The sequence below is a fragment of the Terricaulis silvestris genome (genome assembly GCF_009792355.1).
Taxonomy (GTDB): Bacteria; Pseudomonadota; Alphaproteobacteria; order Caulobacterales; family Aquidulcibacteraceae; genus Vitreimonas; species Vitreimonas silvestris.
The window spans coordinates 2665586-2691017 of sequence record NZ_CP047045.1 but is presented as its reverse complement, the minus strand read 5'-3'; the positions used below and the strand labels follow the sequence as shown (position 1 = coordinate 2691017).

The following is a 25432-nucleotide window of genomic DNA, read 5'->3' as shown; positions in this document are numbered from 1 at the left end:
CGGCGCCGCAGGCTAGTTGCCCCAGAGCTTCCGCCGCAGCGCGGCTTCCCGCTCGGTCAACGCGCCCGCCTTCGACAGCACGTCGAACCGCGCCATCGAGGTGCGGCGGTGATCGTCGCTGCCCGGGCCGCCGGCGTTTGCTAAATGCGCTTCGACAATGGCGCGAAAGCGCATCCCTTCCAGGCTGTCGTCGTCGCCGAAGATGCGGTCGGCCAGCATCAGCTCATCTTCCCAAGCTTGACGCGCCGCGTTGCGATCGCCGCACGCCATCGCGGCAAGCCCAAGCCGCTCCAACGCAGTCGCCAAGCCGAGCGCAGCGGTTCGATCGTTCGGTGAAGCCTCAGCAAGCCGCACGCGCACCGCAGCACTCTCACCGAATGCTGCCCGGGCGGATTCCGGCGCGTCTGCTTGCAACGCGATTTCGCCAACCTTGAGCAGCGCGCTCGACACTGCACGCGCGGCAAGCGCGCTCTGTGGCTCGTGGTCCAGCGCTAGACGGCGAAATTCAACGGCGCGCGCGAATGCGTCCTGCGCTTGCGCTAACACGCCAGCCGCACGTCCCACCTCGCCCAGCCGATCCCAACACGCCGCGGTCTGGCCAAGCCAATACCCGACAGCGACCCGCTCCGACGCAAATCCTTCGGCCTGCGTGCGCGCGGTGTCGGCGGCTTCGCGCGCTTGATTGAGTTCGCCGCTGCGCAGCGCATGATCGGCTTGATCGAGCAGGGTGTTGACCAAAAACCGCGCCGAGACGTCCGCGTCAGCGGACTGCAAGCACAACGCTTCCGCCAGCGCCCGCGCCTGCTGCAACGATTCAGCGGCGGCCTGTGCGTCGCCAAGCGCCGCGCGCAATGCGGCGCGCAACCGCCACGTGCCCGCGAGCGCCCACGCTTCTTCCGGATGCTTCGTCGCCAAGCGAATGCGCGCCTGCAGTGCCTTGTCCATCGCAGCACGCGCCGCATCTGCCGCGCCGCGTACGTAATCCGCCTCCGCCGCGAGCGCCCACGCATCCGCCAGCACAGCGCGCCAATGCGGCTCGTGTTTTTCGGTGATGGCCAACGCCTCGTAACGCCCAATCGCTTCGCCAAGCCGACGGCGCGCCGAGTTGGCTTCGCCTGTGTCCAACTCAAGTGCGCCCAGCCGCATCTCTGCGTCGGCGATGTCCGCCGCCAGCACCGGCGGCTCACCGATTTGCGCCGCCGCGCCGCGCAGCATCGCGAGCGCGCCTTCAGCGCCGGCTCGCGCCCGATCCAGATGGCCTGCGCCAGCGTCCAGTTCCGCGAGCCGCCCCCGCGCCCGCGCGTACCAGCGCGCCGCGGTGGGATCGCTGCGATTGGCGGCGAGCAAGCCGTCCTCGATCCGCAGCACCAGCTCGAAGTGCGTCCGCGCCGCTGCAGCGTCGGCGCTCACCCGCGCCATTTCGCCCAACATGAAGGCCGCGCGCGCTTGCGCCGCCTTGTCGATCGCCTCCTTCAGAACCGCCGACGCTTCTGCCCGCGCGGCCGCCAGATCGCCGCTCTCCGCATGTAGCCGCGCCAGCGCCAGACGCGGCGTCGGATCGAGCGGCTCGAGCCTCGCGGCGAGGGCCAGCGCCTTTCGCGCTAGGGCAGGGTCGCTCCGTTCGGCCAATAACGCGGCCCGCCGTGCCGCCAAAGCCGCGCCTGGACCGCCGGTTTGAGCCTCTGTAAACAGGGCTTCTGCGTTGACTTGTGGAGGCTGTTTTTCGTCCATATTTCAGCAACTTCCGCCACACTGGTTAATAGTCACAAACCGTAACGCAACGTGTGTTGTGGCGGCGGGAACCTGCCCGTATCTGAAGCCTTGGGTCGGGGGGCCCAAATCCCTTTGGGGGGACACAAAGGTGCCTACGTTGCGTCGCCAGCAAACTATAGCAGGCCCGGCTGTGTGTGCGGGTATTGGAGTTCATTCCGGCTCCCACGTCCGCATGGTGCTGTCGCCAGCGCCTGTGGATACCGGCATTGTGTTCGTCCGCACCGATGTGCGCGGCGTCGTCGATAACGCCATTCGCGCCCACGCTGACTCTGTTTCCGAAACCCGCAATTGCACCACACTGGCCAACAAGGCCGGTGTCGAGATCGCGACTGTCGAACATCTAATGTCGGCCTGCGCCGGCTTGGGCGTCGACAACATGATCGTCGAAGTGGACGGCCCCGAAGTGCCGATCCTCGACGGTTCGTCCGCGCCGTTCGTTCAGGTGCTGCTGAACGCCGGGCTGAAAGAACAACACGCACCGCAGCGTTACATTCGTATCCTTGAGGCGATCGAAGTCCGCATGGGCTCAAAAAGTGCTGCCCTGCTGCCGTCTGACGCGTTCGAAGGCCTGGATCTCGACGTCACCATCCGCTTCGCCGACGCTGCGATCGGCGTGCAGCGCCGCACCGTGCAGCTCTCGGCTGACACGTTCCTTGCGGACATCGCTGACGCCCGCACATTCGGCTTTATGTCGGACGTCGATGCCATGCGCGCCGCTGGCCTCGGCCGTGGCGCTTCGATGGACAACACTCTGGTCGTCGATTCCGGCCGGGTGATGAACCCGGAAGGGCTTCGCTTCGATGACGAATTCGTCCGCCACAAGCTCTTGGACGCCGTCGGCGATCTCAGCCTTGCTGGCGCTCCGATTTGTGGCCGCTTTGTGGCCGACCAGCCGGGCCATGCGCTAAACGCCCGGCTCGTCCGCGCCCTCCTGGACACGCCAGAAGCGTGGCGCTGGGAGCACGGCGAGGCGGAAGAAACCCTGCGCGAGGTCGCACCGGCTCTCGTGGCCGCCGTAGGCTGATTTTCACCGTTCGTGCGACAGCCGCAGGCGCTTTGCTCTCTGCGCGCCTTCCTGTATCAGCCAGGGCAAGTGCTTCGGCGCGCCCTTTGTCCTGAGCAAAAAGAGGCCGGGTAATGAACTCTCGTAAGTCGCTCCTTTTGCGCGCCGTCGCCACCGCGATGATGGCCGGCAGCCTCGGAGCGTGCAGTATGCTGGGCGGCGGCGATCGCGCCCGCGAAAACGAACAATATGTCGATGAGCCGGTAGCGGAGCTTTACAACCGCGGCGCCGATCAGCTCGACCGCCGCCGCTACGCGCTGGCGCTGGCGTCGTTCGAGGAAGTCGAGCGTCAGCACCCGTATTCGTCATGGGCGCGCCGCGCGATGCTGATGGAAGCCTACACACACTATTCGGCGAACCAGTACGACGACGCCATCGAAGACGCGCAGCGTTTCATCGCGCTGCACCCCGGCAACGAAAGCGCGCCTTACGCGTACTACCTCGTCGCTGTCTCGCAATTCGAGCGCATCCTCGATGTCGGCCGCGATCAGGGCACCACCGAGCGCGCGCTGGCGGCGCTGAACGATGTGGTCCGCCGCTATCCGGAAAGCCCGTACGCGCGCGACGCACGGCTGAAGCTCGACATGGTCTATGACCAGCTCGCCGGCAAGGAGATGGAAGTCGGCCGCTTCTATCTGATGCGCGATCAGGAACTGGCGGCGGTGAACCGCTTCCGCACTGTGATCGAGAACCCGAACTATCAGCGCACGTCGCACGTGCCGGAAGCGCTGCATCGTTTGGTGGAAGCGTATCTCACCATGGGCATGACCGAAGAAGCCCAGCGCTCGGCCGCTATCCTCGGCCACAATTATCCCGGCAATGAATGGTACGAACGTTCCTTCACGCTAATGACCGAAGTGGGCGTCGCGCCGGTGGCGTCTGAAGAAGCCGAGCGCCGCGGCTGGTTCGGGCGCACTTTCGGCGCGGTGTTCTAGGCGCCTCCAACGGGGAGGGGCGGTTGAGCGACAAAGCAATCGATAAGCTCACGGCAAAAGAAGCGGCAGGCGAGCTTGAGCGCCTCGCCGCCGAGATTGCGCGCCACGACAAGCTCTATCACGGCAAGGACGCGCCGGAAATTTCCGACGCCGAGTACGACAAACTCCGCAATCGCAACAACGCGATCGAAGCGCGATTCCCGGATCTGGTGCGCGAAGATAGTCCCACACTCCGCGTCGGTTCTGCGCCGACGGAGAAGTTCGGCAAAGTCCGCCACGCCGTGCCGATGCTCTCGCTCGACAATGCGTTCGACGCCGATGACGCACGGAGCTTCGTTCAGCGCGTCCAGCGTTTCCTCAATCTCGGCACGCCGCCGATCATCACCGCCGAGCCAAAGATCGACGGACTCTCGGCGTCGCTCCGCTACGAAAACGGCAAGTTCGTGCAAGGCGCCACGCGCGGCGATGGCCGCGAAGGCGAGGACGTCACCGCCAATCTCCGCACCATCGGCGACATTCCGCACACCATCAAAGGCGCGCCCGCCGTGCTCGAAGTGCGCGGTGAAGTCTATATGGAGAAAGCCGCGTTCGCGAAAATGAACGCGAAGTTCGAAGCCGAGGGCAAGAAGACGTACGTCAATCCGCGCAACTCTGCGGCGGGCGTGCTGCGCCAGCTCGATGCGAAAGTAACCGCGACGTGGCCGCTGAAATTCTTCGCCCACGGCTGGGGCGAGCTGTCCGAGCCGCTCGCCGATACGCAATTCGATTCTGTGCAGCGCTTGGCCAAGCTTGGCTTCCCCCTTGCCGGCATCAAGCGCGCCAAGAACGCCGAAGAATTGCTGGCGATCTACGAGAGCATCCTCGCTGGCCGCGAGAAGTTTGCCTATGAGATCGACGGCGTCGTTTACAAAGTAGACTCGCTCGCGCTGCAGCAGCGCCTTGGCTTCGTCTCGCGCAGTCCGCGTTGGGCCATCGCGCACAAGTTCGCGGCAGAGCAGCAGCAAACCATTCTCGAAGGCATCGATATCCAAGTCGGCCGCACCGGTTCACTGACGCCGGTGGGGCGCTTGAAGCCGGTGTTCGTCGGCGGCGTCACCGTCACCAACGTGACGCTGCACAACGCCGACTATATCCGCAGCGTTGGAGCCGATGGCGGCCCGATCCGAGGCGGCAAGGATCTCCGCGTTGGCGATACTGTTACGGTGCAACGCGCCGGCGACGTGATCCCGCAGATCGTTGACGTGCTGGACGACGACGCACACAAACGTCGTAGGCGTTTCGATTTTCCCAAGAAGTGCCCCGTCTGCGGCAGCCATGTCGCGCGCGAACTTGAGCCAGGCGAGGAGGGCGTCATCGCCCGCTGCACCGGCGGCCTGAATTGCCCGGCGCAAGCGGTGGAGCGCCTGATCCATTTCGTCGCGCGCCGCGCGCTGGACATTGAAGGTCTGGGCTCAAAGCAGATCGAAGAATTCTACGAACTGGGTTGGGTCAAGGAGCCCGCGGATATCTTCCGCCTCGGCGAACATCGCGATGAATTGACCACGCGCGAAGGGTACGGCGAAAAAAGCGTCACCAATTTGCTCGCCTCAATCGACGCGCGCCGCGAACCGGAGTTCGCGCGCTTCCTCTACGGCCTCGGAATCCGCGACATCGGCGAAACCACCGCTGGCGTCATTGCGCGACGGTTTGAAAGCTGGGGCGCGTTCGAAGCGGCAATGAAGGCCGCTGTGAAGGCGCGCCCAGGCGAAGCGTATGAAGCGCTGGAGCGCGTGCCTGGTGTCGGCGGCGGCGCGCGTGCGGCATTGCTGACGGCTGCACCGGCGTTGAAGGCGAGCGCTTATCTGTTCGATGCCGGTGACGCACCGAAGATCAAGGGCGTGACGCATAAGGCTTGGGATGGCTTGATCGGCGCCTTCGGCACGATGCCAGAAGCTATCGCCGCGATCAAAGCTGCCGCCAAACAGGCGCCTGGCGAGGATTTTCTCGAGCTCGAGCGAGTCGATGGCGTCGGCCCCGTCGCTGCCGATCACCTGGTCGATTTTTTCTCCGAGCCGCACAACACCGATGCGCTGAAGCGGCTGCTGAAGCACGTCACGCCGCAGGATCAGCCGCGCGCGGCGACTTCAAGCAAAGTCGCCGGCCTCACCATCGTGTTCACCGGCACGCTGGAGAAAATGACACGCGACGAAGCCAAAGCGCGCGCGATTTCGCTCGGCGCCAAGGTATCGGGCAGCGTGTCGGCGAAGACCAATCTAGTCGTCGCCGGCCCAGGCGCCGGCTCTAAGCTGGCGGAAGCCGAAAAGCATGGCGTCAAGGTGATCGACGAAGACGCTTGGATCGAACTCAGCCGCTAATATGGACCGCCGGCGCCCTCGCCGGCCAGCTCCGGCGCAAGCCGGCGAGGGCGCCGGCGGTCCATATTGCTTAACGGCCCATCGCCACCGCAGTCCCCAGTGTGTCCGCATATTGCTGAAAGCTCGCGATCTTGCCGTCCTTGACGCGACACACGTGCGCGAACTGCGCGCGCATTGGCTTGCCGGTCGCTTTGAACGTGCCGGTGTAGTGGCCTAGCGAAACGATGGTATCGCCGCCGTCGATAAATTCGTCCGGCGTCGCCGCGAACCCTTCCCAGTCGCCACCAATGCGCGCGAACACACCGTGCAACACCGCTTCCGGCCCGATGTACGGATTGCGATCGGCGTAGGGGTAGTTCTCAGCTTCGTTCCAAACGATGTCCGGCGCCATGGTGGCGAGCGCTGCGGGCATGTCGCCTTTGGCGAATGCGGCGTAGAGCGCGCGGACCGGTTCAATGTTGGACATCAGCTTGCCTCCTTGCGCTTGCCGCGCAAATCCGTGAGCGCGGCGATCGCCGCGACGACAACGTAAATCACCAGGATCGTGACGCCGCTCTCTGGCCCAAGTTCACCCGCCGGTTGCGGCGAAAGCATCGCCACGATCTGAAGCACAACCAGAAACGCGATGAACCCAATCGCCGGCCAAGCAAATCGCCCAAGCGCCTTGCGGCTCGCCACCCAAACGGCGCCGCACACCGCGAGCAATCCCATCTCCACCGCCTGTTCGGGCACGGGATAATTCCAGAGCGCCAGGCCCACGCTTTCGCCGCCTGGCCAAAGCTGGAGGTCAGGACGATGCACGAGATAATCGAGCACCCAGTGCGAAAACACGGTGAGGCCCACGACGGTGCTCGCCCACCACGGCAAGCGCAGCAGCAGCTTCACCAACAACGCCGCTGCGATGCTCCAAACCAGCACTGCCGGCAACGAATGCGTCCACGGCATGTCGTAGAGCACCAGCGTCGAGCCGGGCAGGGCGGGATCGACGCGCGCGTGTTCAACGCCCGTGATGATGAACGCCGACCAGCCGATGTCGATCAGCTGAGACGCCGCCGCGAGCGTCCACATCGGCGCCTTCGGCTCGATCGCTTTCGCCGCCATCGCGGCCGCATAGTGGCCCACAAACATTCGCTCCCCCTTTGGCCGCTCAGTCCTCTATCCACGTTTTGTACGCGTGCAGCGTGTCATTGTACTCGCGCACTTCCTTGATCTTGCCGTTGGCGATCGTGAACAGCACGAAGTACTCGTTGTTGTAGCGCCGCCCATTTTCGAGTTCGCCATCGGAAGCGACTTCCAGCGCAACGCGGTCGCCATCAGCCAGCACGCTCAGCACTTCCATGCGCAGGCCGTTCTTGAGCCGGCTGATCATCAACTCGAACAAGCGCCGGATCTTGGCTTTATCGTACCAGCCCGCTGAACCGAACTCATCGGGCTTGCCCGGCACGCGAAAGCGCGCGTCTTCGCTCATGGTCGCCATCACGCCTTCGAGGTCGCCGGCGCTAAAGCAATCGTAGAATTGCCGCGCGACGGCGACGTTGGCCTCTGTGCTCACAACTTATCTCCTAAAGCGGCTTTGTCGCGGCCTCGAGCCAGGTTTTCGCTTCGCCATCAAGCTGCGGCCCGATCTTCTCCCAGACTGTCGCGTGGTAGCTATCGACCCAGGCGATTTCGTCCTTGGTCAGGAGCTTCTTCACGATCAGCTCCCGTGCGATCGGCGCCAGCGTCAGCGTTTCGAAACCAAGCATCGGCCGCTCGCCGCCTTCAATGTCTGACGCAGGCGTGACGACTTGCAGGTTCTCGATGCGAATGCCGTAGGCGCCGGTCTTGTAGTAGCCGGGCTCGTTGGAAACGATCATGCCCGGCTCGAGCGGCTGGGTGTTGACCATTTTCGCGATGCGATGCGGACCTTCGTGCACGCCGAGATAAACGCCGACCCCGTGGCCAGTGCCGTGATCGTAATCGAGGCCGCCTTCCCACAAGCTCATCCGCGCCAGCGCGTCGAGCTGGTGTCCTGTCGTGCCTTTCGGAAAGCGCACGCGCGAGAGCGCGATGTGGCCTTTGAGAACACGGGTGAAGCGATCCTTCATTTCGGGCGATGCGCGGCCGATGGCGACGGTGCGGGTGATGTCGGTGGTGCCGTCGAGATATTGGCCACCGCTATCGATCAGGAACAACGAGCCGCGCGCGAGGCGGCGATTGGTCTTGGTGGTGACTCGATAGTGCACGATGGCGCCGTTCGGGCCAGCGCCGGAAATGGAGTCGAACGACAAATCTTGCAGCGCGCGCGTGTCAGCGCGGAAGCTCTCAAGCTTCTGGCACGCTTCGATCTCCTGCACCTTGCCGGTCTGGCCATCCGTCGCGAGCCAATGCAGGAAGCGCGACACCGCCGCGCCGTCGCGCGTGTGCGCTTTGCGCGATCCGTCGATCTCCGCCGCATTCTTGCAAGCGCGCGGCAGCACAACCGGGTCGGTCCCGCGCACGATCTCGGCGCCGGCCGTTTTCAACTCCTCAAAGTACCAAGCACTCGCGGTCGCAGGATCGAGTCGCACGCGTTTGCCGCGCATCGACGCCAAAGTCGGCTGCAGCTCCTCGCTCGGCTTCACCGCGACTTGGTTGCCCAGCCACTGCTTCAGCTCGGGCGATACCTTCTCGTCAGCGAGAAACAGATCCGCCGTGCCATCCGATCGCAGCACAGCTTCCCCGAGCGGCAGCGGCGTGCGCGCGACGTCGCCGCCGCGCACGTTGAACAGCCACGCGATCGAAGCGGGCGAGGTGATCACCACCGCGTCGGCGCTCTCATCCTTCAAACCATCGCCCAACCGCGCGCGTTTCGAAGCAGCGCTCTCGCCAGTGTAGCTCTCCTGCTGCGGCACCACCTTCGCCATCGGCACAGGCGGGCGGTCGTCCCAGATTTCATCGATCGGATTGCGCGCGAGCGGCACAAGCTGCGCGCCTGACCCTTCGGCTGCAACGCGCAGGCGATCCAAGCTGTCCGGGCTGTGCAATTTTGGGTCATAGCCGATGCGCATGCCCGGCTTGCCGCGCTCGCGCAGATATGCCGGCACACCCCCATCGATCAGATCGCGATACTCGAACAGCGCGCCATCGACCTGCGCGCGGACCTGCAGCGTGTAGCGCCCGTCGGTGAAAACCGCCGCCTCGTCGCCCAGCACCACCGCTGCGCCTGCCGATCCGGTAAAGCCCGTGGTCCAGGCCAGACGGTCATATGCGGGCGGCACGTATTCGTTCTGCCATTCATCCTCGTGCGGCACGATGAAGCCGTCGAGGCCCGCGGCCTTCAGAGCTTTTCTCAAGCGGGGCAGATGCTTACGGCCGAGTGCGGGGCCGCCGGGATCGTCATAGGTCTGGAACACGTCTTGCGTCCTTAAGAGCCGGGTTCAGGGCTGGTTCAGTGCCAAGAGTCTAGGCGTTTCGGGTCGGAGGTATAAGACCGTACCTCCGAAAATCCGGCCATGGGGCCGCGGAGATCGCATGGGTTCGTGGGTCAAAAGAGCGGCGGTCGCACTGGCGGCGCTTGCGCTGACGGCGATCCCCGCCGCCGCGCAGGTGCCCGACCCGTTCGCGCGCGAGCTCGCCCAGCGCCTGGCGCGTGGCGAAGAATTGCTCACGCAGAACGGTTACTCACGCGCCGCCGGGCCGTTCTCAGGCGGCTTGGCCGAGCGCGGCGCCCGCCGCAACACTGTGATGCTACGCGCGGGGCAGGACTATCGCATCTTCGGCGTGTGTGATGCGCGCTGCCGCGATCTGGATCTCAGATTGTTTGGCCCCAACGGACAGCTGGTCGGACAAGATGTTCTCGATGACGCGGTGCCGATCGTGCACATCCGGCCAACCGTCACCGGCAATTACGACATCGAAGCATTGATGCAGCGCTGCGCCGGCCAGCCGTGTTGGTACGCGTTCAACGTCTACAGCCGTTAGGGCTTCTTCCACACCAACGTCATCCACGCTTCGCGCGGAATCTGGCGCTCCAGAATGAGCCCGCGATTGGCGTAGGCTTCACGCACGAGCGGCGCTTGTGTGCGGAGCAGGCCGGAGAGGATAAGCGTGCCGCCGGGCTCGACAACGCGCGTGAGCTTCGGCGCGAGCCTGATCAGCGGTCGCATCAAGATGTTGGCGAACACGAGGTCGAACTGCTTGCCAGCAATGTAGCGCGCGCCGTCTCCGGCGATCACCCGCATACGGTTGGCGACTTTGTTCTGCTTGGCGTTGATCTCGGCGATTGCCGCCGCGCGGTGATCGATCTCGATCGCCAGCGCGTCTGCCCCGCACTTCGCCGCCGCAATCGCCAGTACGCCGGAGCCCGCACCGACATCGAGCACGCGCTCCACGCGACGTTCACGCAGCTTGCCTTCAAGGGCCATCAGGCAGCCCCAGGTGGTGCCGTGATGCCCGGTGCCGAACGCTTCGCTCGCCTCGATCCAAACTTTGGTGCGTCCGCCGACTTCGTTCGCGAGCGCATGCGCGCCCGCCACGATGAAGCGCCCCGCGCGCACCGCCGGCAGCCCCTCAAGCGACATCGCCACCCAATCCTTAGCGGCGACCTTCTTCGTCTTCATGTGCAGCTCAGGCGCGGCGGCGCCGACGATGGCCTCGACGCTCGCCGCGTCCTGCTTCGTCGGCACGTAGACTTCGATGCGAAACTTGCCCGGCTTTTCTTCGAACCAGCTTACGGCGTCGGCAGGCGAGGGATCATGCCGATCCAACTCATCCGCCGCCGCGCGGATTTGGGTGAACGTGCCAAGGGCGGTGAGGAGGAGCATGGGGGAGCGCATACGGATTTCGGCAGGTCTTGTCACCCGGCCGCACAACTCAGTGATTGCACCAAATTGTGAGGGGCCACTGTATGCCGAATTGCTACCGTGCCATTCTCGGAGGACATTTGGGGGTGCACTATGATGCGCACGATACTTGCCGCAGCAATCAGCGTAAGCGCGCTATCGCCAGCGTTCGCGCAAGAGGCGACTTTTGAGCGACCCTATTGGCTAGATCGAAGTGTCATCGAAGCGATCGGCCGCGCGCAAATCGACGTGCCAGCGGATACGGCGTCGTTTTCAGTGACTTTCCGCGAGGTTGACGATAGTTCGCGAGACGCGATGTTCGCGGCGTCTGATCGCGCACGCCTCGCCGCAGCCGCCATTCGCTCGCGAGGCGGTGACGGCGTGCGCATCACATCGAGCGCTGACGTCGAGGCTATTCACGAAGAGTACCGTAACCGCGAAGGCGAGCGACTATCCAGCGAACGCGCCGATCAGGTCGAGAACTACGCCGTTAGCGTGACGCTGAGCGTTGTCGTCAATGACGTCGCTCGCGCGGCCAACGTCCGCGCTGCCGCAATGGCGGTCGGGCCTGAAGAGACGAGCGACCTGAGCTACACACTGGACGAGAATGCGCCCTCCCGCTTGCGGGCGTATCGCGCCGCGGTTCAGGACGCGGCGGCGCGAGCGCGCGTAGCGGCGGAAGCGTCCGGTGCTTCGTTGGGCGGTTTGCTGGTGCTTCAGGACGGGCAGGGCCCGTGTCTGGGCCGTTGGCAATCGGGCGCGGCTCGCGATCGCGGCGGCAGCGTGCAGAATGCGCCGACCGCCGTGTATGAGGGCGGAGACGAGATCGTCGTCACCGGGACGCGTGCGCGCGAACTCAGGCTGACGTCCGAAGATATCGCGCGCATGCAATTGCCGGAGGATGTACCGCCGCTGGAGCTGACCGCACAGGTCTGCGCTGTTTACGCGGTCGGCTAAGCCGCGCTAGCCGGCACGACGAAGCTGTCGATCACGCGCTTTTCGCCGGCTTTGTCGAAGTCCACGGTGAGCTTGTTGCCATCGACCATGCGGACTTGGCCGTAGCCGAACTTCTGGTGGAAGATGCGGTCGCCGCGGCGGTAGTGCGCGTCACCGTCGCCGCTGCGCGCGACGAGGCGTGCTTCGCCGTCGATCACCGGCGGCTTGCCTTTGAACGCACCGCGTTCCTGCGCGCGGCGCCAGCCCGGCGATTGATAGCCGGAGGAGAAGGGCTCCACCGCCATGTCGCGCACGCCCGGCGCTTGCATGCCGTAGCCAGTCTCGCTCACCGCATCGACGTTCGCCGCCGGCAATTCATCGATGAAGCGCGACGGCAACACAACTTGCCAGCGCCCGTAAATCTGCCGATTTGCCGCGAACGAGATCCGCGCGCTCTCTCGTGCGCGTGTGATGCCGACGTAGGCGAGGCGGCGCTCTTCTTCGAGGCCCTTGTCGCCGTTCTCATCAACCGAACGCTTGGAGGGGAAAACTTCCTCCTCCCAGCCGGGCAGGAAGACGAGCGGAAACTCCAAGCCCTTTGCAGCGTGCAGCGTTGAAAGCTGCACGTTCTCGCCGTCGCTCTCGGCTTCGATGTCGAGCACCAGGGCGACGTGTTCGAGATATGCTTCCAGCGTGTCGTACTGGCCCATCGACTGGACCAATTCCTTCAAGTTTTCGAGCCGCGTCTGCGCTTGCGGAGATTTGTCGTTGCGCAGCATCTCGGTGTAGCCGCTCTCGTCGAGCACGATTTCCGCCAGCTCGACATGACTGATCTCCCGCGACTTCTCGCGCCAGCGATCGAGATCGCTCAGGAACGAGCGCAACGCCGTACGCGCCTTCAGCGGCAGCTCGTCCGTGATGGTCATCTCGCGCGCGGCGCCGATCAGCGTGCGAAAACGCGTCGCCCCGCCCGGCGCTTCGGCTTGCTCCGTGACGACTTCGCCGGTGTCTTCGTCGAACAACGGGCCATTATCGGTGACAAAGCGCACCGGCGGCTTGCCGGCATGCGCGTGCAGCTTCTGCACCGTGCCTTCGCCGACGCCACGCTTCGGCTGATTGACGATGCGTTCGAACGCCAGGTCGTCGTCCTCGGAGCGGATTAGTCGCAGGTACGCATGCACATCGCGCACTTCGGCGCGTTCGAAGAATCGCGGCCCGCCGATGACCTTGTACGGAATCCGCAGCATCAGGAAGCGTTCTTCGAACGCCCGCATCTGCCACGCCGCCCGCACCAACACGGCGCACTCCGCATAGGAGCGATTGCCTTGACGCCATTGCTCAATGTCGTCGGCGATCAGCCGCGCTTCGGCTTCGCCATCCCAGACGCCGCGCACTTTCACGCGATTGCCGTCTTCATCGTCGGTGAAGAGAGTCTTTCCCAGCCGGCCGCGATTGTTGGCGATCAGATGCGACGCCGTCGCCAGGATGTGGCCGGTGGAGCGGTAGTTGCGCTCCAGCCGCACCACCTTGGCGCCCGGAAAGTCGTGCTCGAAGCGTAGGATGTTATCGACCTCGGCGCCGCGCCAGCCATAGATCGATTGATCGTCGTCGCCGACGACGCAGAGATTCTTCGACGCCTGCGCCAACAAGCGCAGCCACAGATACTGCGCCACGTTAGTGTCCTGATACTCGTCCACCATCATGTGGCTGATCTTGCGGTGATACGTCTGCAGCACATCAGGATGGCGCTGAAACACGTCAATCATGTGCATCAGCAGATCGCCGAAATCACACGCATTCAAAATTCGCAGCCGCGCCTGGTAAATGGCGTAGAGCTTCACGCCCGCGCCGTCGGCGAACGCGAACGCTTCGTTCTTCGGCACTTTCTCCGGCGTCAGCGCGCGGTTCTTCCAGCTGTCGATCAGCCCGGCGAGCTGCCGCCCAGGCCAGCGCTTTTCATCGATGCCTTCGGCGTCGATGATCTGCTTCATCAGCCGGATCTGATCGTCGGGATCCAGGATGGTGAAGTTGTTTTTCAGCCCGACCAGTTCGGCGTGCGTCCGCAGCATGCGTGCGCTGATGGAGTGAAACGTGCCGAGCCACGGCAAACCGCCGCCGCCGGGGCCGAGCAGCTTCTCCACGCGCTCGCGCATTTCGCGCGACGCTTTGTTCGTGAACGTCACCGCGAGCACGCCCCACGGCTTGGCGCGGCCGCTTGAGAGCAGATGCGCCAGCCGCGTCGTCAGAACGCGCGTCTTGCCGGTACCCGCGCCGGCGAGCACCAACACAGGGCCATCCAACGCCTCCACCGCCGCGCGCTGCTCAGGATTGAGCGACGCGACGTACGGCGGCGCGGCGGCCGCGCGCTGCGAGATCGGCAAATTCTCCACGCTGTCGTTCAACTCGATTCGATCCGTAAACGCGCATCCTAGCACGAACCGAGAACATAGTGCCCGCAACCACAGCATGCGAGGTCGCGCCGGAACCCGCGGCTACCGTGCCCGTTCACCGCGCATGAAACTCTCGAACCTCATCGCCCGCTGCGCCGCTGCGGCGATCTCGGTCGCGCTGATCGCGTGTACCGATCCCGGCGTCACCCACCCTGATCCGGAAGCCGCCGAGCAGGTCGGTGAAGCCGAAGCGCTACCGCAAGCATTGCCGCCGCCGAGCGAGACGACGCCGCGTTATGTCGGGCTTTGGGCGACGACGCAGGCTGGGTGCGAAAATCCGGCGTGGCGTTGGCGCGAGCGTCAGGTCAGCACGCAAGGCGAAGTCTCGTGCGACTTCAGCAATGTCCAGCTCACCAACACTGGTTACGCGATCGCCGCGACCTGCCACGCGGAAGGCGACACCACCACGCACAACATGCAGATTTCATTCGCGGAATCCGCGCGCGCCATGATGGTCGCCGATGGCCCGTGGTCGGGACCGACCAGCCTCGTCTATTGCGGCGCACTGCCGCCAGAATAAATCGGAACTTCCGCGGTCGCTCCTCTGTTGTCATAGGCAGAGAGGACGCGGCCGTGTCAGACGACAAAGAATTTCGCGCCGGCGCATTCTCCGGTTTGCTTGCAGTCATCTTAGTTGTTGTCCTGGCCGTGATGGCCATGACTGCGCTCAATACCACACCCCGAACGCAGACCGCGCAGATCGAACACTCCGACAAAACGCCCACGCCTGGTCTTGACTCTCGGTAAGTGTGCCCTTACCGTTAGCTATGGCTTACCAAAAGGCTTTGGCGGCACTCTCCGATCCCACGCGATTGGCGGTGCTTGAACGGCTTCGCGCTGGCCCGATGACGGTGGGCCAGTTGGCGGACGGCATGCCAGTCAGCCGGCCGGCGGTGTCGCAACATCTGCGCGCACTCAAAGACGCCGGCCTCGTGCGCGATGAGCCGCGCGGCACGGCGCGCATCTACCGCATTCACGCTGAAGGATTGCGCGAACTGCGCGATTGGCTGGACACATTCTGGGACGACGCGCTCGCGCGCTTCAAGGACTACGCGGAAGGGGAGAAGAAATGAGCGTCATCGAACTCGCACCCCTCGTGAAAACGCTCGAGCTGAAGCGCTCCGCTGATGACGCGTTTCGCATCTATGTGCATGAAGCCGCGAAGTGGTGGCCGCTCGATACACATGCGCTTTCGCCGGAAAACAACACCAAGGCGATCGATCACGTCGTCGAGCCGCGCATCGGCGGGCGCGTGTACGAAGTCGCGGAAGATGGCCGCACGTTCGAGTGGGGCGAAGTGCTTGCCTACGAACCCGGCCGTCGCTTCGCCATGACATGGCAACTCGGCCAGCCGCGCGCGCAATCCGGTGACGTCGAAGTCGTGTTTGAACCAACCGGCGCCGAAACGTGCCGCGTCACGCTTACTCACAGCGCCTGGGAGCGCATGGGCGACAAGGGCCAGCAGATGCGCGAAGGCTACAATATGGGCTGGCAAAGCGTGTTCGGCGAACGTTTCGCAAATTACGTCAACACGCGCTAGTCCGCTGCCACCCAACAAGGCTAGCCTCGCGCCAGAATCGAGCGCGAGGCAGCCATGGCCGATGTCTTCATTTCCTACGCCCGCGAAGATCGCGCGCGCGCCGAACAAGTCGCGCGCGGCTTGCAAGCGCTTGGGCTTGAAGCGTTTTGGGATACCGAAATTCCGCCGGGGCAAACTTGGGCGGATTACATCGAAGGCAAGCTCACGTCCTGCAGAGCCGTCGTTGTGTTGTGGAGCGAGCACTCCACCAAGTCGCAATGGGTGCGTGAAGAAGCGCGCATGGGGCGCGACAAGTCGAAACTTATCCCGGCGCTGATCGATGGGTCGCAGATGCCGTTCGGCTTCGGCGAAGTGCAGGCGGCGAACCTCGCGACATGGCGCGGTGAACCAAATCACCCGGAATGGACGCGCTTCGCCAACGCCGTGCACGCCGCCGCGCGCGATGGCGCCGCCGCGCCGCAACCGGCTGCGCCAATTTCGCCGTATCGTCCGCCGCCGATCGCGCCTGCAACGCCTGTGTATGCGGCGGCGCCGACCGGCGAAGCGGAGACGCTTTCGCCTATCGGCTACGTCCAGAAATGCTTCCGGTTTTACTTCAACGGAAAAGGTCGCGCACGTCGCGCCGAGTATTGGTGGTGGATATTGTTCACCGTCGCGCTCGCGTTCGTCGCGTCGTTCATCGACGTGATGGCGTTCGGCTACAACACCTACACCAGTCAGCCGAACAATCAGGTCTTCAACATGATCGCGACGCTCGCCGTGTTGTCGCCGTCAATCGCCGTCACCAGTCGCCGTTTCCACGATGTGGGGTTGAGCGGCTGGCTCGTCGCCGCCGTGTTCGGAGTCTACTTGGTCGCCGGGATGATGATGGCGGCGATGATGCCGCTGGGCGCCGTACTGTTCGGAGCTACCATTCTGGTCAGCCTCGTTATCACGGTCATCCCTTCCCGGCCGGGGCCGAACCAATACGGGCCCAACCCGAAGGGGCAATAGCCCAGCGTTCGACGGTTTGATCGCCTCACCGGCCCTGCTAGGAAGGGGCCGCAGGAGGGGACATGGCCGACGTTTTTTTGTCTTACGCACGTGAGGACAGCGCCCGCGCCGAGCAGGTCGCGCGCGGCCTCGAGCAGGCCGGCCTCGACGTGTTCTGGGACAACGAAATTCCGCCTGGCACCACCTGGGCTGACTACATCGAACAGAAGCTGACGCAGTGCAAAGCGCTGATCGTGCTGTGGAGCGAGCACTCCACCAAGTCGCAATGGGTGCGCGAGGAAGCGCGCATGGGCCGTGACAAGGGCGTGCTCATCCCGGTGATGATGGACGCGTCAACGCCGCCGTTCGGGTTCGGCGAAGTGCAAGCCGCAAACCTCGCGACCTGGAACGGCGAAGCGGATCATCCCGGCTGGCGGCGCTTTGTCGATGCCGTTCAGGGTTTTTCCAAAGCGGAGCCGCGTGCGCCTGCGCCGCAACCGGCCATGAGCACGCCGGCGCGCGCGGCCGCCGCGCCGCCGCGACCAGCGGCCACTGCCGCGCCTGAAAAGAAATCCGGCGTGCCGGTTTGGGTTTGGGTCGCTGGCGCCGTCGTCGCCACGATCGTTGTTCTCGGAATCATCGGCTCCATGATGCCGACGACACAGAACCCGCAAATCGCGAACGGCGCTCAGCCCGTCGCCGGTTCAGCGCCGGTGCAGCCCGCGCCAACGACAGCGGACAATCCTCAAGCGATCATCCTGCAGCAATTGCAGGCAGCTCAGCAGGTCGCGGCGCAGCAAGGCTTCCAACTCGTCGGCCAACCATTCAGCGGCAATCTGGCCCAGGGCCAGAGCTGGAACATTCCGGCCGAGCTTCACGCCGGTTACGACTATCGCGTGCTAGGCGTCTGCGATCGCGACTGCGCCGATATGGATCTCGTCGTGTTCGACAATAACGGCGTGCAAGTCGCGCAGGACACGGCGACCAGCAGCCAGCCCGTCGTGGCCGTGGCGCCGGCCTACACGGCGAACTTCACGGTTCAGGTACAGATGTTCAATTGCTCGATCGCGCCCTGCTATTATGCGATCGCTCTGTACGCCCGGGCCGCGCAGTAACGGCTAAACCCGGTTTTCCAGCACGAAGACGCGCACCGCAGAGGCGAGCGAGGCGTCGGGCGCATCCTTGGCGCGCCCGTCATCAATCGAGGCGATCAGCACAGGTAAAGTCTGCGAACGCGCCCGCGCGATCCGCTCAAGCGCTGACCAGAATTCTTGTTCCAATGCCAATGACGTCCGGTGACCGGCGATCCGCATCGATCGTTTGAGCAGAGCGCCCTTAGCTGTCATCACGTTTATGTCCGTCGAGCTTGCGCGCGGCGGCCTCCTGTTCGGCCTTGCTGAGCTTTTTCCCAGCTTTGCTTTGTCCATGTTGTAATCGCTTAGCGGCGGCTTCGGTTTCAGCATCTTGTCGCGCTTTCGCTTTTCGCGCCCGACGCAGGTTCAAGATATCGCCCATGATTGGGGATGTAGGCCGCTACCGGATTCGCGCCAAGCTGTGCGCGTCGAAATAGGACGCGAAAACATTAGATTGGCAGATAGGCGAAAGGTTCCGATGGAACCTTGCTCGAATCCTTCGCGTCAGCCCGGCCCAATCATCTTCTCTGGCCGCACGATCGCGTCGAAGTCCTCCACCGCAATCCCGTCTTTCACCGCTTCTTCGCGCAGCGACGTGCCGTTCTTGTGCGCGGTCTTGGCGATCTTGGCAGCGCGGTCGTAGCCGTATTTCGGCGCTAGCGCCGTCACCAGCATCAGCGACATCTCCAAGTTCTTCTTGATGTTGTCTTCGCGCGCCTCGATGCCGGCGACGCAATTGTCGGCAAAGCTGATCGCCGCATCGCCCAGCAGCCGCGCCGATTGCCAGTAATTGTACGCCATCACCGGATTGAACACGTTGAGCTCAAAGTGCCCGCTGGCGCCAGCGAACGTGATCGCGGACTGATTGCCGAACACCTGCACGCACACTTGGGTCAGCGCTTCGCATTGCGTCGGATTCACCTTGCCCGGCATGATCGACGAGCCCGGCTCGTTTTCCGGCAGCATCAATTCACCCAAGCCGGAGCGCGGCCCCGAGCCCAGGAAGCGGATGTCGTTGGCGATCTTGAACAGGGCCGCGGCCGCCGTATTGATCGCCCCGTGCGCGAACACCATCGCGTCATGCGCGGCCAGCGCCTCGAACTTGTTCGGCGCCGTCACAAACGGAAGCTCCGTGATCGCGGCGATTCGTTGCGCCACCTTCTCTGCAAAGCCCACCGGAGCATTGAGCCCGGTGCCCACGGCCGTTCCGCCCTGCGCCAATTCGTAAAGCCCGTAGAGGCTTTCCTTCAGCCGATGGTTGGCGTTCGACACTTGCTGCACGTAGCCGGAAAATTCCTGACCCAATGTCAGCGGCGTCGCGTCCTGCGTGTGGGTGCGGCCGATCTTGATGATGTGCTCGAACTGCGCCTGCTTCTTTTTCAGCGCCGTTTCCAGATGCGCCAGCGCCGGCATCAGATGCCGCGCCGTCATCTCCGCCGCCATGATGTGCATCGCCGTTGGGAACGTATCGTTCGACGATTGGCTCATATTGACGTGATCGTTCGGGTGTACCGGCTTCTTCGAGCCCATCTCGCCGCCGAGCATTTCGATGGCGCGATTCGAGATCACCTCGTTGGCGTTCATGTTCGACTGCGTGCCGGACCCCGTCTGCCACACCGCCAGCGGGAAGTGCGCGTTGAGCTTGCCTTCGATCACCTCTTGCGCCGCCTTCACCACGGTGTCGCCGATTTCGGGCTTCAGCACGCCCAGCTCCATATTGGCTTCGGCCGCGGCACGCTTGACGACCCCCAGCGCACGGACGATCGGCGCCGGCATCTTCTCTTCGCCAATTTTGAAGTTCTGCAGCGAGCGCTGCGCCTGAGCGCCCCAGTATTTGTCCGCCTCGACCTGGATCGGGCCAAAGCTGTCGGTCTCGGTGCGGGTTGCCATGGGATGCTCGCTTGAGGAATCTGCTCCCGCAGGGGATATGGGCGCCGATTGTGGCGATCAAGCCGGAAGGTGCGAGAAATGGCGGGGGAGTGGACCGGCCGCGGCAAAGTCCGCGCCCGTGAGATCGCCGGCGGCGCCGAAATCGCCATCGACGGCATCACCACCCAGGCGCGCTATTATAAGCCCCTGGTCTACGAATTTTTCCGCAAAGACTTCCAGATCCGGCCACGCCACGGCGAGTTCGAGGTCGAACTGATCATGGAATATATCGGCGAAGTGCCGCGGCTGGATTTGGACAACCTGGCCAAGGCGCTGCTCGACGCGCTCAAGGGCCACGTCTTCTTCGATGACAGCCAGATCGCCAAGCTCCACTGCGAGCGCATTGCGGGTGAGCGCGAGCGCATCACAATCAAGGCTGTGAAGCGCGGATGATATGGAGCGCCGGCGTCCTCGCCGGCACAGCGCCGCTGGAACGTTCAAGCGCCTGCGCTTGTTCGATCGGTCTCATGCCGGCGAGGACGCCGGCGCTCCATATCAGCGCTCCAAAACACGCACCGTGAAAGCCGCGTCGTCCTTTTCACCGCGCGGCACTTCTTCGCGGCTCACTTCGCGCCACGTGCTGAGATCAAATTTCAGGTGAGCGTCGCCCTCCGGCGCGAGATCGACTTCCGTTAATACAATCCGATCCGCGCGTGAGAGCAGCGCATTGTAAAGTTGCGCGCCGCCAATGACACACACCTCGTCCACACCAGCCTCCAGCGCCATCGCGCGCCCGGCGGCGACCATCGCGTCGAGATCGGTGTAGACCCACGCATCCTGCGCCACGAAAGTCGCGTCGCGCGTCAGCACCAGGTTCTGACGTCCGGCAAGCGGCTTCTTCGGCAAGCTCTCCCAGGTCTTGCGGCCCATCAGCACCGGCTTGCCCATGGTCGCCGCTTTGAAGCGCTTCATGTCGGACGAGAGCCGCCACGGCAGATCGCCATCGCGGCCGATCACGCCGTTCTTGGCGACGGCGACGACAAGGGTGAGCTTTGGGGTGGGTTTGGGTGCTGTCACACCCCTCACTAAACCGTCCTATCCGCTTTGGGGAAGGAGCGATCGTCTATCGGCAGCACGTGCTGGACTTGGCGGGAGCCGCCCATTAGCAGACGTCGCAGGAAGGACTATTCATGCCGAGTACTATTGCAGCAAAGACCGTGAAGGACGCCAAGCTCACCGAAGACAACAAGTCGATTGTGCTTGACCTCGAAACACAGTCTGGTCCCACAGCCGTCACGATGCCGGCGACCGAAGCGCGCAAGCTCTTGACAGTCTTGCTGACTCTCGTCGCGCAAAGCGAAAAGGCGCTCAAGAAGAACCCGAACGTCAAGTACCCGATCGACACCGACTATTGGGAGTTTGCCACAGCCGACGATGGTGATCTCGTCGTCACCTTCGTTCCCCCATCGAGCGCCGAGTTCTCCTTCAAGCTGAAACCCACGCACACGCCGAAGATGGCGCAAGTCCTGGCGAGCATGGTGAAGCGCTAATCACCCTTGGGCGCGAATATTCGCGCGGCTCTCCCGATTGAACGATAGAAGTGCGCCGCTCTCCGCCCTAAGAGCGACGCATGGTTCGTTATCTTCTTCTCGTCGGCGTCGCCGTCATTGTCGGCTTGGTTGTGTTCGGCGCGATGCGCTCGCTGTTTGGCGACAGCATCGTGAACCTCATTACGCTGGTGATCGTCGCGGTTTGCGTGGTCATCGTGTGGCGCAATCTCCAGCTCAACCGCAAAGTCACCGACGCGACGCCCCAGCAGCGCACCGCAGCACTCACGTTCGCGCCCGATGCAGGCAAAGCCGCGCTCTATGTTTATCGCACTCAGTTCATCGGCAAAGCCGTCGGCGTGAACCTCGACATCGATGGCCGCCAAGCCGCGCAGATCAAAAGCCCGCGCTTCACGCGCGTCGCGTTGACGCCAGGTGTCCACAAGATCGAGCTCTATCTCGGCACGCCCGACAAGAAAAAACCTGGCGCCAACACGCAAGACCTGAATGTCGCCGCTGGCGATGTGATCGTGCTGAAGCTCGAGATCGAGCCGCAAATGGTCGGCACGGTGATCAAGGCGACGCGCGTTGAGGCGCAGAAAGCCGGCACCGAAATCGGCCGCGCCAAAATGGTCGCGCCGGACGTTGCGGAGCTTTGAGTTTACGCGCGTGCGGAGCGTTTACGGCGAACTAGGAGCTGCCTCGCCGTCGCTCTCAGACGCCGGAGGCGCAGCATTAGACGCCGGAGCGGCAGTTTCTCCGGCCTGGTCCGGATTTTCAGACCCGCCTCCCGCGACGGGTTGAGGGCTACAAGCAGCTGCGAGCAAGAACGTAAGTGCTATCACATAGCGCATGTTCGTCTCTCCTTGGCGTCGCTGCGCCAATTGCGCCTCAGCCTTACGACCAGCCCGCGCGAAAACCCACACAAATCGCGTAGCGGTGCGTGGGGGAGCTTAGGCGGCGCGCGCGAACCAGATCACGTGGCGCGCGCCTTTGCCGTTGCGGCCCGCGCGCACCATGACTTCCTCGACTTGAAAGCCAGCGTGCTTCAAGCGCCGCGTGAAGCGCTCATCCGGCGCGGCTGACCAGATCGCCAGCACGCCACTAGGCTTGAGGGCCTGTCGCGCCGCGACCAAACCGTGCGTGGAATAGAGTTCGTCGTTGTCAGCGCGCGTGAGCGCGTCCGGGCCATTGTCGACGTCGAGCAGGATCGCGTCGTAGCTGCGGCTAGCGACGCGGATGATCCTGGCGACATCACGCTCCAGAAGCTCGACGCGCGGATCGTCGAGGCAGCCAGCGGTGAGCGCCGCCATCGGCCCGCGCGCCCATTCGATGATCTCCGGCACGAGTTCAACAACGGTGAAGCGCGCTTGCGGGCCGAGCGTTGCCTGCGCGGCGCGGAGCGTGAAGCCCATGCCGTAGCCGCCGATGAGGAGGTGCGGTCTATCGGTTTGCAGCCGCTCGCACGTCATAGTGGCGAGCGCTTCTTCCGAGCCGCTCAACCGGCTCGACATCAGCTCATTGCCGCCCAGCGTGATCATGAAGTCGCTGTCGCGGCGAAAGAGGCGAAGCTCGTCGCCGTAGGGGATCTGCGCTGTGGCGATGAGCTCGCGGGGTTTCATGGCGACGGAGTTATCATACCCGGCGCCAGAAAGCAGACTTAAACCGCGATCGGCGCCTTGATCGTCGGGTGCGCCACGTAATCTTTCAGCGCGAAATCCCCGTACTCGAACGCGAAGATGTCTTTGCGCGCAGGATTGATCTCCATGCGCGGCGGCGCGTACGGCGCGCGCGTGAGCTGCAGCCGCGCTTGGTCGAAGTGGTTGTGGTACAAGTGCGCATCACCAAACGTGTGCACGAAATCACCCGGCTCCAGCCCCGTCACCTGCGCCATCATCTGCGTCAGCAGTGCATACGACGCGATGTTAAACGGCACGCCCAGAAACACGTCCGCGCTGCGCTGATAGAGCTGGCAGCTCAGCTTCCGATCTGCGACGAAGAACTGGAACAGGCAGTGGCACGGCGGCAGCGCCATCTGATCCACTTCCGCGGGATTCCACGCCGACACGATATGCCGCCGCGAGTTCGGGTTGGTCCGAATCGATTGCACCACGTTGGCGATCTGATCGATCACGCGCCCGTCTTTGCTCTCCCACGAGCGCCATTGCTTGCCGTAGACCGGGCCAAGCTCGCCGTCCTCGTTGGCCCACTCGTCCCAGATCGTGACGCCATGCTCCTGCAGCCAGCGCACGTTGCTGTCGCCGCGCAAAAACCAGAGCAGTTCCAGGATGATCGACTTCAGGTGCACCTTCTTCGTCGTCAGCAGCGGAAAGCCGGCGCTCAGATCGAAGCGCAACTGCCGCCCAAACACGCCGCGCGTGCCCGTGCCGGTGCGGTCGCCGCGATCGACGCCGTTGTCGAGGATATCCTGGAGCAGGCCGAGATAGGCGATGTCGGCCTGGCTCGGCGGGCCAGCGGGCAGGGGTGCGGGTTGGGCGCTCATTTCAGAGCCAATATGGGCCGACTCGGCGCGGCTTCCTACGCTTGCGGTGCGTCGCGACGCCCTTCGACAGGCTCAGGGTGACGCGATTGATGGGCCTGCGACACCCGTCCTCCGGCGACACCCCTCCGGCGTCAGCCTGAGCCTGTCGAATGCGGTATCGCCTCGCACGAAGTCCGCCCCACGATCCGCGCCTGGCGGATCAGCGGGCCCGCCAACCAAGCCGCGCGCGCGTTCACGTCCACACCCGCAGCCCGCAGCGCCCGGCCCATCCACTGATTGCAGACATTGAGTAGGTGGAACGATCCGCGCGTGCGCAGAAACGCCGATTGGCCCACCACCTTGCCGTCGCCCACATGGATCGGATCGCCGGCGCCGTCCAACACGAGCGCGCGATCCACGTACGCCACGAACCGCGCAGCACCTTCGCCGGAAATCCCGATCGCCAGATCGTCGTTCGGCCCGAGATAAGCGCTCGCCTCCGGTGCGTTGTAGGCGACATGCATCACGCTCGCGCTTGGCGGGATCAGCGCATCGACACCCATGCCGAGATCAGAGCCGTCGGAATAGTAGAACGCCTCGTCACCCCAGCCGATCAGGAAGCTATCGGCCCGCGGATAGAGCCGCCGCAGCGGATGGTTCTCCGGAAACATCGAGGCGGGCGCAGCGATGTCGCTGTGATAGCCGTTGGAATAGAGATGCAGCTCGACGCAATCGCCCGGCGTCGGCGCGGCCACGTTTGGCGCCGGGATCGGCGCGAACAGGTACGCGAAGATAACAACGGCGATCAGCGAGACCGTCGCCGCGACGGGCCGTTGACTTAGTTGCCGTCGTCGCTGCTCAACAGCTTCACCCGGAACAGACATCCCGCGAGCCCCGCCCCAATCATTGGCATCGCAATGAACAGCCAGAGCTGGATCAGCGCGTCACCTAACACCCACACAGCAGGTCCAAGCGAGCGGGCGGGGTTCACCGAAACGCCCGTTACTTGGATGCCGACGATATGGATCACGGTGAGCGTGAGGCCGATGGCGAGTCCAGCGAATTTGCTCTCGGCGCTCTTAGTCACACCCAGAATGACGACCAGGAAGAGGAAGGTGGCGATCACTTCAAACACAGCCCCCGAGAGCATGCTGTAGTCGCCTGGCGAGCCTTGGCCCGCCGGCGTGCGCACGCCGTAGCCGTTCTGCCCAAGGCCGTGCTCCGCCAGCGTGTAGTCCGGCGAGCCCGAGGCGATCACCAGCAGCACGCCGGCGCCAACGATCGCGCCCAGACATTGCGCCAGCCAATAGCCCAGCATGTCGCCCGTGCTCATCCGTCCCGCAGTCCAGACGCCGAAGCTCACGGCCGGGTTTACGTGGCAGCCCGACACCGGGCCGATGCCGTACGCCATCGCCACGATCGCCAGCCCGAAGGCGAAGGCGATGCCGAGCTGACCGACGATGCCAAATCCGCCCAGCACAGCCGCGCCGCAGCCGAACAGGACGAGCGTGAACGTGCCAATGAATTCCGCGACGAGATTCTTGACCATGACCGCCTCTCCCCAGGCTGCGGCACG

Annotated in this window: 29 protein-coding genes; 14 read left to right on the top strand and 15 right to left on the bottom strand. The window is 64.0% G+C overall.

What is annotated here, in order from left to right:
- Window positions 1–12: 12 nt before the first annotated feature.
- A complete protein-coding gene (locus DSM104635_RS13815; protein ID WP_158766762.1) occupies window positions 13–1731 on the bottom strand; it encodes a hypothetical protein in 1719 nt (572 codons plus the stop codon).
- Window positions 1732–1870: 139 nt separating this feature from the next.
- Here DSM104635_RS13815 and lpxC point away from each other — a divergent pair, with 139 nt between their 5' ends.
- The 3 genes from lpxC (at window position 1871) to ligA (ending at window position 6125) form a co-directional block, all read left to right on the top strand.
- Window positions 1871–2797, top strand: a complete 927-nt coding sequence (gene lpxC / locus DSM104635_RS13810; RefSeq protein WP_228445697.1) for a UDP-3-O-acyl-N-acetylglucosamine deacetylase — start codon at window positions 1871–1873, stop codon at window positions 2795–2797.
- A 113-nt stretch (window positions 2798–2910) separates the two neighbouring features.
- Window positions 2911–3771: an outer membrane protein assembly factor BamD gene (locus tag DSM104635_RS13805; RefSeq protein WP_158766760.1), complete on the top strand. Its 861-nt coding sequence runs from the start codon at window positions 2911–2913 to the stop codon at window positions 3769–3771.
- 23 nt (window positions 3772–3794) lie between these two features.
- Entirely contained in the window at window positions 3795–6125 is a 2331-nt protein-coding gene (gene ligA / locus DSM104635_RS13800; protein WP_158766759.1) for an NAD-dependent DNA ligase LigA, read from the top strand.
- Window positions 6126–6195: 70 nt separating this feature from the next.
- On the opposite strand, the gene DSM104635_RS13795 is transcribed toward ligA, so the two are convergent.
- The 4 genes from DSM104635_RS13795 to DSM104635_RS13780 are packed head-to-tail and all read right to left on the bottom strand — an operon-like array spanning window position 6196 to window position 9499.
- The gene (locus DSM104635_RS13795; RefSeq protein ID WP_228445696.1) at window positions 6196–6591 is read right to left on the bottom strand and encodes a nuclear transport factor 2 family protein; all 396 of its coding nucleotides are present in this window, start codon (window positions 6589–6591) and stop codon (window positions 6196–6198) included.
- Complete coding sequence (locus DSM104635_RS13790) at window positions 6591–7253, bottom strand: hypothetical protein (protein WP_158766758.1); 663 nt, start codon at window positions 7251–7253, stop codon at window positions 6591–6593. Before DSM104635_RS13790 ends, DSM104635_RS13795 begins: the two co-directional genes overlap by 1 nt.
- Window positions 7254–7272: 19 nt before the next feature.
- On the bottom strand, window positions 7273–7677 hold the full coding sequence (locus DSM104635_RS13785) for a nuclear transport factor 2 family protein (protein WP_158766757.1): 405 nt from the start codon (window positions 7675–7677) through the stop codon (window positions 7273–7275).
- A gap of 10 nt (window positions 7678–7687) precedes the next feature.
- Window positions 7688–9499, bottom strand: coding sequence for an aminopeptidase P family protein (locus tag DSM104635_RS13780; protein ID WP_158766756.1), 1812 nt, complete (start codon window positions 9497–9499; stop codon window positions 7688–7690).
- Between the two features lie 118 nt (window positions 9500–9617).
- Between DSM104635_RS13780 and DSM104635_RS13775 the strand changes: the two genes are divergently transcribed.
- On the top strand, window positions 9618–10067 hold the full coding sequence (locus DSM104635_RS13775; RefSeq protein ID WP_158766755.1) for a hypothetical protein: 450 nt from the start codon (window positions 9618–9620) through the stop codon (window positions 10065–10067).
- On the opposite strand, the gene DSM104635_RS13770 is transcribed toward DSM104635_RS13775, so the two are convergent.
- The gene (locus DSM104635_RS13770) at window positions 10064–10909 is read right to left on the bottom strand and encodes a 50S ribosomal protein L11 methyltransferase (protein ID WP_158766754.1); all 846 of its coding nucleotides are present in this window, start codon (window positions 10907–10909) and stop codon (window positions 10064–10066) included. The genes DSM104635_RS13775 and DSM104635_RS13770 overlap by 4 nt on opposite strands.
- 132 nt (window positions 10910–11041) lie before the next feature.
- Between DSM104635_RS13770 and DSM104635_RS13765 the strand changes: the two genes are divergently transcribed.
- Window positions 11042–11884 (top strand): SIMPL domain-containing protein, encoded by an 843-nt coding sequence (locus tag DSM104635_RS13765; RefSeq protein WP_158766753.1) that lies wholly within the window; start codon window positions 11042–11044, stop codon window positions 11882–11884.
- On the opposite strand, the gene DSM104635_RS13760 is transcribed toward DSM104635_RS13765, so the two are convergent.
- Window positions 11881–14265, bottom strand: coding sequence for a UvrD-helicase domain-containing protein (locus tag DSM104635_RS13760; protein ID WP_407703491.1), 2385 nt, complete (start codon window positions 14263–14265; stop codon window positions 11881–11883). The genes DSM104635_RS13765 and DSM104635_RS13760 overlap by 4 nt on opposite strands.
- A gap of 112 nt (window positions 14266–14377) precedes the next feature.
- Here DSM104635_RS13760 and DSM104635_RS13755 point away from each other — a divergent pair, with 112 nt between their 5' ends.
- The 6 genes from DSM104635_RS13755 (at window position 14378) to DSM104635_RS13730 (ending at window position 17940) form a co-directional block, all read left to right on the top strand.
- The gene (locus tag DSM104635_RS13755) at window positions 14378–14833 is read left to right on the top strand and encodes a hypothetical protein (RefSeq protein WP_158766751.1); all 456 of its coding nucleotides are present in this window, start codon (window positions 14378–14380) and stop codon (window positions 14831–14833) included.
- A gap of 53 nt (window positions 14834–14886) precedes the next feature.
- Window positions 14887–15060 carry a hypothetical protein gene (locus DSM104635_RS13750; RefSeq protein ID WP_158766750.1) on the top strand — a complete coding sequence of 58 codons (174 nt, stop codon included), beginning with the start codon at window positions 14887–14889 and terminating at the stop codon, window positions 15058–15060.
- Window positions 15061–15080: 20 nt separating this feature from the next.
- Complete coding sequence (locus DSM104635_RS13745; RefSeq protein WP_158766749.1) at window positions 15081–15386, top strand: ArsR/SmtB family transcription factor; 306 nt, start codon at window positions 15081–15083, stop codon at window positions 15384–15386.
- Window positions 15383–15853, top strand: a complete 471-nt coding sequence (locus DSM104635_RS13740) for an SRPBCC domain-containing protein (RefSeq protein ID WP_158766748.1) — start codon at window positions 15383–15385, stop codon at window positions 15851–15853. Before DSM104635_RS13745 ends, DSM104635_RS13740 begins: the two co-directional genes overlap by 4 nt.
- A gap of 54 nt (window positions 15854–15907) precedes the next feature.
- Entirely contained in the window at window positions 15908–16846 is a 939-nt protein-coding gene (locus DSM104635_RS13735) for a DUF805 domain-containing protein (protein WP_228445695.1), read from the top strand.
- A gap of 62 nt (window positions 16847–16908) precedes the next feature.
- Window positions 16909–17940, top strand: a complete 1032-nt coding sequence (locus DSM104635_RS13730) for a toll/interleukin-1 receptor domain-containing protein (protein ID WP_158766747.1) — start codon at window positions 16909–16911, stop codon at window positions 17938–17940.
- A 3-nt stretch (window positions 17941–17943) separates the two neighbouring features.
- Here DSM104635_RS13730 and DSM104635_RS13725 read toward each other — a convergent pair whose 3' ends face one another.
- From DSM104635_RS13725 to fumC, 3 genes are all read right to left on the bottom strand, one after another.
- Window positions 17944–18171, bottom strand: a complete 228-nt coding sequence (locus DSM104635_RS13725) for a ribbon-helix-helix domain-containing protein (protein WP_158768102.1) — start codon at window positions 18169–18171, stop codon at window positions 17944–17946.
- Entirely contained in the window at window positions 18161–18340 is a 180-nt protein-coding gene (locus tag DSM104635_RS13720; RefSeq protein WP_158766746.1) for a DUF4169 family protein, read from the bottom strand. The genes DSM104635_RS13725 and DSM104635_RS13720 overlap by 11 nt, the downstream gene beginning before the upstream one ends.
- Before the next feature lie 122 nt (window positions 18341–18462).
- Complete coding sequence (gene fumC / locus DSM104635_RS13715; protein WP_158766745.1) at window positions 18463–19848, bottom strand: class II fumarate hydratase; 1386 nt, start codon at window positions 19846–19848, stop codon at window positions 18463–18465.
- Window positions 19849–19926: 78 nt separating this feature from the next.
- On the opposite strand from fumC, the gene DSM104635_RS13710 reads away from it, so the two are divergent.
- Window positions 19927–20280, top strand: coding sequence for a RusA family crossover junction endodeoxyribonuclease (locus DSM104635_RS13710; RefSeq protein ID WP_158766744.1), 354 nt, complete (start codon window positions 19927–19929; stop codon window positions 20278–20280).
- Window positions 20281–20382: 102 nt separating this feature from the next.
- On the opposite strand, the gene DSM104635_RS13705 is transcribed toward DSM104635_RS13710, so the two are convergent.
- On the bottom strand, window positions 20383–20904 hold the full coding sequence (locus DSM104635_RS13705) for a dihydrofolate reductase (RefSeq protein ID WP_158766743.1): 522 nt from the start codon (window positions 20902–20904) through the stop codon (window positions 20383–20385).
- 113 nt (window positions 20905–21017) lie between these two features.
- On the opposite strand from DSM104635_RS13705, the gene DSM104635_RS13700 reads away from it, so the two are divergent.
- Window positions 21018–21377 (top strand): hypothetical protein, encoded by a 360-nt coding sequence (locus DSM104635_RS13700; RefSeq protein WP_158766742.1) that lies wholly within the window; start codon window positions 21018–21020, stop codon window positions 21375–21377.
- A gap of 80 nt (window positions 21378–21457) precedes the next feature.
- The gene (locus tag DSM104635_RS13695; protein WP_158766741.1) at window positions 21458–22033 is read left to right on the top strand and encodes a hypothetical protein; all 576 of its coding nucleotides are present in this window, start codon (window positions 21458–21460) and stop codon (window positions 22031–22033) included.
- A 294-nt stretch (window positions 22034–22327) separates the two neighbouring features.
- Here DSM104635_RS13695 and DSM104635_RS13690 read toward each other — a convergent pair whose 3' ends face one another.
- The 4 genes from DSM104635_RS13690 to DSM104635_RS13675 form a co-directional block, all read right to left on the bottom strand.
- On the bottom strand, window positions 22328–22996 hold the full coding sequence (locus tag DSM104635_RS13690) for a spermidine synthase (protein WP_158766740.1): 669 nt from the start codon (window positions 22994–22996) through the stop codon (window positions 22328–22330).
- A gap of 38 nt (window positions 22997–23034) precedes the next feature.
- Window positions 23035–23877, bottom strand: coding sequence for a thymidylate synthase (locus DSM104635_RS13685; protein WP_158766739.1), 843 nt, complete (start codon window positions 23875–23877; stop codon window positions 23035–23037).
- A 131-nt stretch (window positions 23878–24008) separates the two neighbouring features.
- Entirely contained in the window at window positions 24009–24740 is a 732-nt protein-coding gene (locus DSM104635_RS13680) for a DUF2459 domain-containing protein (protein ID WP_158766738.1), read from the bottom strand.
- Entirely contained in the window at window positions 24695–25405 is a 711-nt protein-coding gene (locus DSM104635_RS13675) for an aquaporin (protein ID WP_158766737.1), read from the bottom strand. Before DSM104635_RS13675 ends, DSM104635_RS13680 begins: the two co-directional genes overlap by 46 nt.
- Between the last annotated feature and the right edge of the window lie 27 nt (window positions 25406–25432).